The following is an 11,219-nucleotide window of genomic DNA, read 5'->3' as shown; positions in this document are numbered from 1 at the left end:
TGGCACCACTGAATATGCAAACAGCGAACACGTTCACGGCCAAACAGTTTGACTGTCGAACGCTAGGTCATTGGGCATTTCTTCACCCGTATCTTGGGCGCAGACGCGGTTTCTGCTGGTAAGCCGGATCCGGACGGTATTTACGAGGCGGCCGCCATTCTTGGCGTTTCGCCGTTTGAGTTACTGGTGGTAGGTGATGCGGTAAGCGATGTGCACGCCGCCCGAGCCGCTGGCTCGCCAGTTATTTGTGTCAATTATGGCTATAATTACGGGACAGCGATCCAAAAGGCCTGTCCCGACACTACCCTTGATACATTGGCCAGTTTGCCCAATATCATTGCAAGGCCAAATTGTTTTGATGTGCCGGGGCAGGGTGTCACGACACCACCGGTATTGGCTGGCTCACTGCGTGGTCGTGCGATGCGACCTAAAGGGGGCGCACAATTTTGATAACACCGCCAGGAGGGAAGCGTGAAAAACGAACTCGATCCGACCCATCTACTCCGCGCCTTTGAGATCGTCACGGAGTTTGGGGAGAAAATAGAAGATGGTCATCGTTTAGATGGCATTGACGCTTTCTCAGATTATGACGGCTATACCATTTATTTAGCAGGGAATGGAGTACAGTTACGTGTGGGGTTTCACAACACGTATCATCTCGACTATGAGCATGAGAACCTTAAAGAGCAGTTCCTGAAAAAGGTCGATGCGTTAGTCAAAAACTATAAAAGATAGCGACGGATAGGCAATGCACGCCGGACCGTAACACGCCCCAAAATGGGGCGTTTTTTATATGTCAGACCCTTGGTTGCTAGAGATTACCTAGGTGCTGTCGGTTAGCGCCGCACATTAATGATCGTACTTAAACCTTTAAGAAGGCTCTAGCCTCTCATTAGGCTTGCGCTTTGTCATTAAGGTTTATATTCTAACCGTGTTAGTCGGGGAGCAAACTATTGCTGAGACTGCGAAAGCAGGACCCGTAGAACCTGATCCAGTTAGTACTGGCGGAGGGAACTGACGTGCTCAGCACACAAGGTCGCGCAACCGTGCGTGGCCTTGTCTCCTTCCGCCCCTCATGATTAAAGGGGCAATATGAACCAATCACCACCTGTTATTCTCACCATTGCCGGCTCAGACAGCGGTGGCGGCGCCGGCATTCAAGCCGATATTAAAGCGATTTCAGCCACCGGCGGTTATGCCTGCTCAGCGATCACCGCCTTAACCGCACAAAACACCTGTGGCGTCGAGGCCGTCTCATCCGTCGACCCCGGGTTTGTCCGGGCGCAACTGAATGCTGTGTTGTACGATATGCCGGTACGTGCCGTCAAAATAGGAATGCTAGCCAATCAAGCGATTATTCACGAAGTAGCTGCCGTACTCGCGCGCTCCCCGCATTTACCTGTCGTGTTAGATCCGGTCATGATCGCCACCAGCGGCGACCCATTACTGGATGACGATGCCATGGATGCACTGATCAACGATTTGATCCCGCGTGCGACCATTTTAACCCCCAACTTACCTGAAGCCGCGCGTCTAACTGGGCTCCCTGTCCCGACAACCACCGACGAGATGTATGCCTTAGTGCCGGCACTGCGCAAACTAGGTTGCCCGTATGTGATGCTAAAAGGAGGACACTTGCATCATGCGCCAGAGAGTCTTGATTTATGGATCAGTCGTGATACGTGCCAAACCCTGAGTGCACGCCGCATTGACACGCCTAACACCCATGGCACAGGCTGCTCATTGTCTGCGGCAATTGCCTCGTTTTATGCCCAAGGCATGACGCCTATCGACGCTGGACGCGCCGCCAAAACCTATCTCACAAACGCTTTGGCGCATAGCCAGCAGTTAACGGTGGGAAGAGGGGCAGGGCCAGTGCATCACTTTTACGCCTACCCCGTTGAGGTTGTGCCTATTCGTCAGACGACGCTTTGGTTGAGTCGCACGCTTTAATGGAATAACGCTTACGCCGCTGACCAATGGGGTAAACGATCAGCGGCGATATAAAACAGGCGATCGCCGGGCAATACCTTGGTGCCTACTGGCGGATTCAGAACAATGCCTTGACCTTTGTCGATCCCAATTAACGTGGCGTCATACTCTTGCTTAAGCTGACCGAAGAGCTCGCCAGTCTCGATTTCTTTTGCGCTGCTCGGATAACGGTCACAGTATTGCGTCATGCCTTGTGCTGTGTTGAGCAGCTCATGATGTAACTGGCTTGAACCGGGATCCACCGCGGCTTTGGCCAGCATTTCGACAGACACAGACGGCACACATTCCGCATGCGGATAGTGCTGTTTGAGGATTTGGCTGATAGCATCATCTTGAAAATACGCCAACAAATGTGCCGATGGATTTTTGTGCGCGCAAAACAGTGCCGCTGACAAGGTAATATCATCTTCCGGGTTATCGATAATAATGCTCGAGGCACGCTCGACCTTGGCGCGGGCAATCCCCTCAGCGTCGGTAAAGCTTGCCACGCGTACAAATTCCACCTCGCCAGGCAGAGGGTTGTCGATTTCAGCGCGCGCACAAAGCACAATCGGGCGCTCACCATGCACACCGCTTTGTAATAAACGAATCAGCTGTATCGTACGCTGCCCGTTCCAACCTAAGACAAGAAGATGATTTTTCACAGTAACACTCCGTTTCCCTTGTAATCCACGTCGCCAATACTCCACCAGTGATCCGGTAATATGGCCAATCACCACCGCAAACAGACCTAAACCGCCAGGATGATCCAAAAAGACGTGATCCATTGCCCGCATTCAGTGACCGGTGAGTAATCGCCGTAACCTACCGTCGAGGCAGTGACGACTAAATAATACACATAGCGGCTCAGTGACTGGGTCATGGCACTCTCGCCCGCCCAATACAAAAGCAGCCAGCCAATCACCGCGTAAGCCAACACCACTAAGCCGAGTATACGCCCGTTTAAATGGGCGAAATGGCTGATAATCCAACGTTTAAAAAGCAACCAAAAGGTCATAAATGTTCGCTCATTCTTAACAGTGATCGCAGTATGAAGTGATTTGCGTCAGGTTTACAGTGTAAATCAGCCGCTTGCGTCAATGCGATCACACTTTGCTTGGATAAACATACATCAGTGAGATAAACCGCTAGAATATTGTAAAAAGCTTAATTACTTAATGAGGAGTCAGCGTGTTTATATCTCGTCGTCAATTAGAACAAGAGCAGCAAAAGCACGTTGCTCTGCAGCAAAAAATTGAGCAAATCAATCACACTATTGATGCACTTAATGCCGAAAAATCAGCGCTGCAGACAGAGCTCGACACCGTCGAGAAAAAACGCCAAACGGGGAAAGCTATTGACGCCAACTTATGTCACTTTGGTGACTCAATCAATGCCACGCAATCGTCTCTGGCAACGCTGGCAGACACCATTAATGGCGAAAAAGAGCGCGTGACCGAAGTGAGCCATCAGGCGGCGTCATGTGCCGAACAAGTCAATGATCTTGCGCGTCATGTGCAGTCGTTGTCCTCGCAATGTCAGCAATCGTCGGAAGCGATTCGTTCGCTCGACCAGCACGCACAAGAGGTCAGCGGTATTGTGAAGTTGATTCGCGATGTCGCCGATCAAACCAACCTCTTAGCCTTAAACGCGGCGATTGAAGCGGCGCGGGCTGGCGAGCAAGGGCGGGGCTTCGCCGTGGTTGCCGATGAAGTGCGTAGCTTGTCGGAACGCACAGCCAGTGCCACGCAAGATATTACCCAGCTGGTAGAAAAAATTCGCGCTGGGAGTGGGCATGCCTGCACACTTACCGATCAGCTTGCCAGTGACGCGATTGAATATAGCGAGCAAGGCCAACAAGTTGCCGATGCCATGGCCACACAGAGTGAACAAGCGCAGCATAGCCGTACCACCATTAAAGCCTCTGCGCTGCGTGCTTTTTGTGAACTGGCAAAACTCGACCACATTAGTTTTAAATTTGCTATATACCGCGTAGTGCTGGGTGAGGACAGCATGACCGCTGAAGATATCACCGATCACACCCAATGCCGTCTCGGCCGGTGGTATGAACAGGGTGAAGGCCAGCAATATTTTGCACAGTTGCAAACGTTTAAAGCCATTGCCGCGCCTCACGAGCAAGTGCATACCCACGCGAAGGCAGCCGTGGCGGCGTTTCATGCCCAGCAACCTGAGCAAATGGTGACAGCATTAAAAGCGATGGAAAACGCGAGCATGACGGTGATTGATAAGCTTGAGCATCTCGCGATTGAAGGCAGTCAAAACGTGGCGTAACAACGGGGTGGTAAATTGATGAGCAAATGGTAATCTCAAGCTAAACCAAGGATAGATGGCCGAAGGAGGCTGAAGTAACCATGACGTCGATTGCATTGCTTGATGGCGGCCTAGGGCAAGAAATTTATCAACGTGGACCGGATGTAAGCTCTAAGCTTTGGTCAGTCGCGGTGATGCTAAAACATGCCAACATTGTCAAAGACGTGCACAAAGATTTTATCCGTGCCGGCGCAAAAACACTCACCTTGAATACTTATCCCGCCACGCCGACGCGTCTCGCCAAAGCAGGACTGAGCGATAAAATAGATATTATTTACCAAAAAGCGTTTGAGGCACTGCAACAAGCCATTGATGAAACAGGGGTCGATGCCGATATTGCCGGTTGCTTACCCCCGCTGGTGGGCAGCTATTTTGGCCAGCCACAACGCAGCTTTGACGACATGAAAGCCGAGTTCTGCCACATTGCGCGTCTGCAGCCTCACGTGGATGTATTCTTAATTGAAACCATGACCAACACCCTAGAAGCCCGTGCAGCCTGTGCCGCGGCCCGTGAACAAGGGAAACCTTTTGGCGTCGCTTACCGTTTAGAAGCCGATGGCGCGTTACGCTCGGGCGAATCACTCGAGCAAGCGATGCACGCCGTGGCCGAGTATGCCCCAACCGCAGTGATGCTCAATTGCTGCGATCCGGCCGTACTGACAACCGCTATCCCCCAAATGGCGCGCACGTTTCACACCGTTGGCGGCTATGCCAACGCGTTTAAATCGGTAGAAGACATGGCCAAAGGCAGCAAAGCCGATGCCCTAGAAGCGCGTGAAGATCTCTCCCCGTTAGTCCACACCGAACGCGTGCAACAATGGATTGCCGACGGCGCCCTCGTGGTCGGCGGCTGCTGCGAAATCACCCCCGCGCACATTCAACACCTCGCGCACACCCTTGAGCAATCTCACGAGATCATCAAGTTCTCGCAGTTAGCGGAGTAACTCGTTCCCACGCTCCTGCGTGGGAATGCATACCACAGCTGCAGCCAGCCACACCGTGAAGACTCCCACGCAGAGCATGGGAGCCAGAGCAACGGGAATACATACCGAAGCCGACGCACCACTCGTTCCCACGCCCCGGTAAACGCCTCTGGTGAACCCAGCCACCTGACGCCCTCCTCAAGATGAGCCTGCTAGCCGTGACATGGGATACATCCGTGGCATACCTCGTTCCCACGCTCCCGCGTGGGAATGCATATAAAGATCGTCGGTATCAGATAAGGGGAGACCAATAGTGACGAAGCGTGACAAGGTAAGATCGACTGCTATTTAAAGTGCTGACTGTGGATAGGTTCAAGGTGTAAAAATAACTACTCACCCCGTTTAAGGTAATGCTTGTAAGACATAGTACCAGGTAGTGATACCAGCTTTGTGTACTCAAAGACACGACCGTCTTTTAGCATGCCGATGGATAGCACTTGAAGTAATGGCGTTGATGGATCGATATCGAGGATCCGACACATTGACTCGTTAGGAAGGATGGCTTCGAAATCTTGAGACGCGCCGTCGATATCAAGACCTAGTTCCTCTTCGAGGTAGCGATACTTTGAGCCTTCTAAAGACATCACATTCATTCGTGGATAGAGTGATGCAGGCATGTAAGACTCTTCGTATACGGATGGCTTACCATTTAATAGCTTGAATCTGCGAATAAAATAGAGTTTCTCGTTGTGCTCGACCTTTAAAAGCCGCATTAGCTCTTCGTCGGGATCAATGAGAGAAAACTCATCAATCTTGTATTCGAGCGTCGTGTTGGTACTTGAGAAGTACTCGTTGGTGCTTTTCAATGTCAGCAATGAGCCAACGACCGTTTTACCGATAATGGTTGTGCCAGCCCCTTGACGCTTTGCGACTAACCTTAGTTCAACCAGCTCATCGATAGCATTACGTGTAGTGACTCGGCTAACGCCATATTGTTCACTGAGTGCTTTTTCTGTGGGAAGGGTATCACCAACCTCGAACTCATCTGAATTGATGCGTGAGCGCAAATCTTGCATCACTTTTTTATACAGCATCTTTCACCTCTCTAGTACACCTTCAAGATAATACAAAAAAAAAGACAAGTTAAGCGACCCTCCTCTTCTCGGGCACTGGCATGTCTATTAATCAAGCAATTAGATCAATTATTCGTACGATTTTTGCTCTATTTTTAGCTTTTTTGTATTTATTTGTACTCTATCACGATCAACATATATTTTATTTGTATTGTTTTCGGGGTAGGTATAGGTTGTAGTTGTCAGAAGACAACAAAGCCTAAAAAAACATTACCAAGGAAGCTGCTTATGTTAAGTGCAATACAACGATTAGGCGGAGCAATGTTCACCCCTGTACTGCTATTCCCGTTTGTTGGGATACTGATTGGGCTAAGTATTGTTCTGAAAAACCCAGTTTTTGTCGGCGATCTTCCAGATAAAGAGGGCCTTTATTACCAAGTACTAAAAGTCATCGAAGAAGGCGGATGGACCATCTTCCGCAACATGGCGCTTCTGTTTGCTATCGGCCTACCGATAGGTCTTGCCAAAACAGCACATGCTCGAGCAGTGATGGTTGTGCTCGTGTCCTACCTGACCTTTAACTACTTCGTTAATGCAATGGGAGGCTTTTGGGGCGAGTATTTTGGTGTTGATTTTTCACAGGCTATCGGCGGCACATCAGGACTCACAGAAGTGGCCGGGATCAAAACGCTCGATACCGGGATTTTTGGTGCCATCATTATCTCGTCCCTGATCACCTGGATTCATAATCGTACGTTTGAAAAAACATTACCGGCCTATTTGGGTATCTTTCAAGGTGCGTCTTTTGTCGCCATGCTCTCATTCTTCGCAATGATCCCTGCAGCTTGGCTCACCCTTTATATTTGGCCTTCCATTCAACAGGGCATCCTCAGTCTACAAACATTTATGTTGGAGTCAGGGTCGTTTGGCGTATGGCTATACACCTTCCTCGAACGCATTTTAATCCCAACTGGCCTGCATCACTTCATTTATACCCCGTTTGTCTTCGGTAACATCGCGACACCGAATGGCATTACCGCTGATTGGTTTATGAACCTCGAGAGCTTCACTCAATCGTCAACGGCAATGAAAGATCTTTTTCCAGCGGGGGGCTTTGCGTTTACACGGTAACTCGAAAGTCTTTGGTTGTGTCGGGATTGCGATGGCGATGTATGCCACCGCCAAGACTGAGAATCGCAAAAAAGTTGCTGCACTTCTCATTCCCGCGACGCTCACCGCGATGCTGGTGGGTATTACTGAACCCCTCGAATTTACGTTCCTTTTTATTGCGCCTTGGCTGTTCGCTATTCATGCACTTCTTGCTGGCACCATGGCGATGATGATGTATAGCTTCGGCGTCGTTGGAAACATGGGAGGAGGGTTAATCGAGTTTGTCACCGGGAACTGGATACCGTTACTCGGAAACCACACCAGTATGGTCGTGACTCAAATTCTAATTGGTCTGGCATTCACGCTTATCTACTTTGTTAGCTTTAAGTTCTTGATTGAGAAATTTGATGTGCAAATTGCGGGGCGAGGCGATGCCGATCTCAAACTTCACACCAAAGATGACTTCAATAAAAAACACGGGATTACCGGCAAAGGTGGTCATGCGGTCAGCCCACTGCAAGTACAAGCGGCTGAAACCTTGGATGGTCTAGGTGGAACAGAAAACATTGTTGAGCTGAGTAACTGTGCCACACGTTTACGCGTAACGGTTGCCGACCCAAGTAAGGTTGCCTCTCGCGAGTTCTTTATGAATACCGGTGCGGTCAATGTGGTGACGAATGGCCAAGCCATACAGGTCATTATTGGTCTGAACGTCCCTCAGCTTCGGGAAGAGTGCGAAAAAATCGTCTCTGTGTACCGAGGTGAAAAACAAGCAAAAAGGGAAGAGGACGCAGAGATTGCGCCAAACCCAGCCATCTGAAACATATCTATCAGATATTTACAAACAAGCTATTCATTGGCAAATGATTCAAGCCAAATAAGAGAGGAAATGATGAAAAAAGAATTCTCAGTTGTTATCGCAGGCGGCGGCTCAACCTTCACCCCTGGTATTGTCATGATGTTACTGGAAAACCAAGATCGTTTTCCGCTCCGTAAACTGAAATTCTATGACAACTTTGCATCTCGGCAGGAAACGGTGGCTAAAGCATGCAAGATCTTACTACAAGAGCGAGCGCCTCAAATCGAGTTCTCTTATACCACCGACCCAGAAGAAGCCTTTACGGATGTTGATTTTTGCATGGCACATATTCGCGCAGGCCTCTACGCCATGCGAGAGCAAGATGAAAAAATCCCGCTTCGTCATGGCTGTGTGGGCCAAGAAACGTGTGGCCCAGGTGGCATGGCTTATGGTTTACGCTCCATTCCTGCTGTGATTGAGCTTATCGACTACATGGAAAAATATTCACCAAATGCATGGATGCTGAATTACTCCAATCCGGCAGCAATTGTTGCTGAGGCTTGTCGAGTGCTACGGCCGGATTCAAAAGTGCTCAACATCTGTGATATGCCGATTGGGATAGAGACCCGTATCGCTGAAATCTTGGGGTATGAAGATCGTAAACAGTTTGATGTGATGTACTACGGCTTGAACCACTTTGGATGGTGGAAAGAGTTTAAAGATGCCAAAACCGGCGAAGATCTCATGCCTCGGATTAAAGCGTATGTGAAAGAACATGGTTACTTGCCACCTAGCGCGATGAACGGTGCTCAGCATACCGATGAATCATGGAAAGATACGTTTATCAAAGTACGTGATGTGTATGCGCTGGACCCAGAAACGATTCCAAACACATACCTTAAATATTATCTGTATCCTGATTATGTTGTGGAACACTCCGATAAGGTTTACACGCGAGCCAATGAAGTGATGGATGGACGCGAGAAAGAAGTGTTCACTGAATGCCACCGCATTATCGCAGCAGGGACAGCAAAGGATACCACCATCGAGGTTGAGGAACACGCATCGTACATCGTTGACTTAGCGACCGCGATAGCCTTTAACACCAAGGAAAGAATGTTGCTTATCGTCCCTAACAACGGGGCTATTAGTAACTTTGATCCAACAGCGATGGTTGAAATCCCTTGTATTGTCGACAACACAGGCGCAAAACCGATGCAAATAGGTGAAATCCCTGAATTCCAAAAAGGCATGATGAATCAACAGGTATCCGCTGAAAAGCTCGTTGTTCAGGCACATGTAGAGGGCTCTTATCAACGACTATGGCAAGCATTTACCTTGTCAGCCACAATTCCAAGCGCTTCAAAAGCGAAAGAAATTTTGGACGAAATGCTAGAAGTCAACAAAGAGTATTGGGTAGAACTGAGTTAATAAATACGTTCTAGGCTAGTTAGAACTCGACCAAGGGAGCCAATCATTCGGCTCCCTTTCTCGTTGGTTCTCATCGTTTACCTAATGCTTCACTGTCACCACCACTGACTCACTCTCCAATATGTCCAAAATCTCGTCCCAATCCATATTCATCAGTCTGCGGGCACGAAAACGGCTCCGCGCGTTTAGCGTCAAGTGTCCTGATACTGGAAGAGGGCGTGAGTAAAATTGAGAACTCTTAACTGCCAAGCAGATAGAAAATTACGGCGATAAGGTTTATAATTACGACAAATTGATTATTTTTATAAACCAACTCATTGCTTGAGAGGATGCCATGTTTGCAGAACGCCTAGAACGAGCTCGTAAGGCGGCCGGGCTATCAATGAGTGCATTAGCCAATGAAGTTGGCCTGTCCGCTAACGCTATTAAAAAGTACGAGCATGGCACGACAATGCCTTCATCTTCGAACCTGCTGAAGTTGGCAAAAGCACTTGATGTTCGTACAGAGTACTTCTTTCGCCCAACGAAGGTGAAGTTAGAAGGTGTTGAGTACCGCAAGCGTGCAAGTACGCCAAAAAAAACGCTGGACCGAATCAATGGTGACGTTCTAGACCAAGCTGAACGCTGGCAAGAGCTATTAGCGTGTTATCCAGATTCGGTCAAACCCATTCCTGAGTTTGCTTTACCAGAAGTGCTTCCAAAGCAAGTCACTTGTTTAGAGCAAGCCGAAACGTTAGCGATTCAAATGCGTCATGCCTGGGAGCTTGGCCTAAACCCTATTCAAGATATGATTGATACCCTCGAAGCCAAAGGGGTGATGATCATTACCACTGGTGTTGAAACGGATAAAAAGTTTGATGGTTTAGCGGGGAAAATTGGCAACACCCCCGTCGTTGTGATTTCTACTGCCCAGAGTGGGGACCGGCAGCGTTTCACCTTAGCGCATGAGCTAGGGCACTTAGTGGTGCATGGGCGTTTAGCTGAAGGTATTGATGAAGAGAAGGTGTGCAATGCTTTTGCGGGTGCATTCCTTTTACCTACTCAGACACTCATCGAGCACCTGGGTGAAAAACGCCGTCATATTGAGCCGCGCGAATTGCTCATGCTAAAGCACGAATATGGTATCAGTATGCTGGCAGCACTGTTTCGAGCGGGTCAATGCGGCATCATAACCCTCGCGACCCAAAAGAACTTGTTTATGCTGTTCAGTAAAAATGGCTGGCGAACGCTAGAGCCAGGTAACGCCTATCCACAAGAAACCACTTATCTACATAAGCAGTTGGTTTATCGCGCTTTGGGTGAAGAATATATTGGAGAATCTAAAGCCGCTGAACTTCTGGGAATGTCATTATCCAGCTTTCATAAAGAGCGTAAGTTGGAGATGACCGTTAACAAGCAAGTCGCTCAGGAGGGGTAAGGTGCAGCAACTTCTAGGGCGTGTTGATCTTTGCTGTACACATTTTATTCAGCAATACATCGGCAGCCACATTATAGTAAACGCCAGTGATACCATACTGGCGTAATTTCTTGCTAACTTATCATATCTCGTTGATATTGCTCGGAAGTGCTTAATCCTCGCGA

The 11,219-nt window shown here is 48.9% G+C and carries 10 protein-coding genes, 3 pseudogenes and 1 riboswitch; of the genes and pseudogenes, 10 read left to right on the top strand and 3 right to left on the bottom strand.

What is annotated here, in order from left to right:
* Nucleotides 1–69: 69 nt before the first annotated feature.
* The 3 genes from DZ54_RS22215 (at nucleotide 70) to thiD (ending at nucleotide 1,953) form a co-directional block, all read left to right on the top strand.
* Nucleotides 70–450, top strand: a complete 381-nt coding sequence (locus DZ54_RS22215; RefSeq protein WP_081721682.1) for an HAD family hydrolase — start codon at nucleotides 70–72, stop codon at nucleotides 448–450.
* A 21-nt stretch (nucleotides 451–471) separates the two neighbouring features.
* Nucleotides 472–735, top strand: coding sequence for a DUF3081 domain-containing protein (locus DZ54_RS0114900; protein ID WP_025674936.1), 264 nt, complete (start codon nucleotides 472–474; stop codon nucleotides 733–735).
* Between the two features lie 194 nt (nucleotides 736–929).
* Nucleotides 930–1,030, top strand: a riboswitch (TPP riboswitch).
* 62 nt (nucleotides 1,031–1,092) lie between these two features.
* Entirely contained in the window at nucleotides 1,093–1,953 is an 861-nt protein-coding gene (gene thiD, locus DZ54_RS0114895) for a bifunctional hydroxymethylpyrimidine kinase/phosphomethylpyrimidine kinase (RefSeq protein ID WP_025674934.1), read from the top strand.
* Nucleotides 1,954–1,964: 11 nt separating this feature from the next.
* Here the strand turns inward: thiD and DZ54_RS22210 are convergent.
* Nucleotides 1,965–2,989 (bottom strand): annotated as a pseudogene (locus DZ54_RS22210) (ion channel).
* A gap of 173 nt (nucleotides 2,990–3,162) precedes the next feature.
* Here DZ54_RS22210 and DZ54_RS27585 point away from each other — a divergent pair.
* From DZ54_RS27585 to DZ54_RS0114880, 3 genes and pseudogenes are all read left to right on the top strand, one after another.
* Nucleotides 3,163–3,816, top strand: a pseudogene (locus tag DZ54_RS27585) (methyl-accepting chemotaxis protein); the annotation flags it as partial.
* Nucleotides 3,817–3,843: 27 nt separating this feature from the next.
* Nucleotides 3,844–4,263 (top strand): CZB domain-containing protein, encoded by a 420-nt coding sequence (locus DZ54_RS27580; protein WP_420804863.1) that lies wholly within the window; start codon nucleotides 3,844–3,846, stop codon nucleotides 4,261–4,263.
* A gap of 80 nt (nucleotides 4,264–4,343) precedes the next feature.
* Nucleotides 4,344–5,246, top strand: coding sequence for a homocysteine S-methyltransferase family protein (locus DZ54_RS0114880; RefSeq protein ID WP_025674932.1), 903 nt, complete (start codon nucleotides 4,344–4,346; stop codon nucleotides 5,244–5,246).
* Between the two features lie 368 nt (nucleotides 5,247–5,614).
* On the opposite strand, the gene DZ54_RS0114875 is transcribed toward DZ54_RS0114880, so the two are convergent.
* Entirely contained in the window at nucleotides 5,615–6,319 is a 705-nt protein-coding gene (locus tag DZ54_RS0114875; RefSeq protein WP_025674931.1) for a GntR family transcriptional regulator, read from the bottom strand.
* 267 nt (nucleotides 6,320–6,586) lie between these two features.
* On the opposite strand from DZ54_RS0114875, the gene DZ54_RS27185 reads away from it, so the two are divergent.
* From DZ54_RS27185 to DZ54_RS0114860, 4 genes are all read left to right on the top strand, one after another.
* Nucleotides 6,587–7,429 (top strand): PTS transporter subunit EIIC, encoded by an 843-nt coding sequence (locus tag DZ54_RS27185; protein ID WP_338057067.1) that lies wholly within the window; start codon nucleotides 6,587–6,589, stop codon nucleotides 7,427–7,429.
* Nucleotides 7,413–8,228 carry a PTS transporter subunit EIIC gene (locus tag DZ54_RS27180; RefSeq protein WP_338057066.1) on the top strand — a complete coding sequence of 272 codons (816 nt, stop codon included), beginning with the start codon at nucleotides 7,413–7,415 and terminating at the stop codon, nucleotides 8,226–8,228. The genes DZ54_RS27185 and DZ54_RS27180 overlap by 17 nt, the downstream gene beginning before the upstream one ends.
* A 69-nt stretch (nucleotides 8,229–8,297) precedes the next feature.
* Nucleotides 8,298–9,638: a 6-phospho-alpha-glucosidase gene (locus DZ54_RS0114865; RefSeq protein WP_240474028.1), complete on the top strand. Its 1,341-nt coding sequence runs from the start codon at nucleotides 8,298–8,300 to the stop codon at nucleotides 9,636–9,638.
* Nucleotides 9,639–9,972: 334 nt separating this feature from the next.
* On the top strand, nucleotides 9,973–11,055 hold the full coding sequence (locus DZ54_RS0114860; protein ID WP_025674929.1) for a helix-turn-helix domain-containing protein: 1,083 nt from the start codon (nucleotides 9,973–9,975) through the stop codon (nucleotides 11,053–11,055).
* A 48-nt stretch (nucleotides 11,056–11,103) separates the two neighbouring features.
* Here the strand turns inward: DZ54_RS0114860 and DZ54_RS24355 are convergent.
* Nucleotides 11,104–11,219, bottom strand: a pseudogene (locus DZ54_RS24355) (IS5/IS1182 family transposase); the annotation flags it as partial.

The sequence above is a fragment of the Salinivibrio socompensis S35 genome (assembly GCF_000513715.1).
Taxonomy (GTDB): domain Bacteria; phylum Pseudomonadota; class Gammaproteobacteria; order Enterobacterales; family Vibrionaceae; genus Salinivibrio; species Salinivibrio socompensis.
This window is presented reverse-complemented; position numbering and strand designations above follow the sequence as displayed.

Coding starts and splice junctions, on each gene's coding strand:
- thiD (WP_025674934.1), top strand. CDS start 1,093: ATGAACCAATCACCACCTGTTATTCTCACCATTGCCGGCTCAGACAGC.
- DZ54_RS27580 (WP_420804863.1), top strand. CDS start 3,844: ATGGCCACACAGAGTGAACAAGCGCAGCATAGCCGTACCACCATTAAA.
- DZ54_RS0114880 (WP_025674932.1), top strand. CDS start 4,344: ATGACGTCGATTGCATTGCTTGATGGCGGCCTAGGGCAAGAAATTTAT.
- DZ54_RS0114875 (WP_025674931.1), bottom strand. CDS start 6,319: ATGCTGTATAAAAAAGTGATGCAAGATTTGCGCTCACGCATCAATTCA.
- DZ54_RS27185 (WP_338057067.1), top strand. CDS start 6,587: ATGTTAAGTGCAATACAACGATTAGGCGGAGCAATGTTCACCCCTGTA.
- DZ54_RS0114865 (WP_240474028.1), top strand. CDS start 8,298: ATGATGAAAAAAGAATTCTCAGTTGTTATCGCAGGCGGCGGCTCAACC.
- DZ54_RS0114860 (WP_025674929.1), top strand. CDS start 9,973: ATGTTTGCAGAACGCCTAGAACGAGCTCGTAAGGCGGCCGGGCTATCA.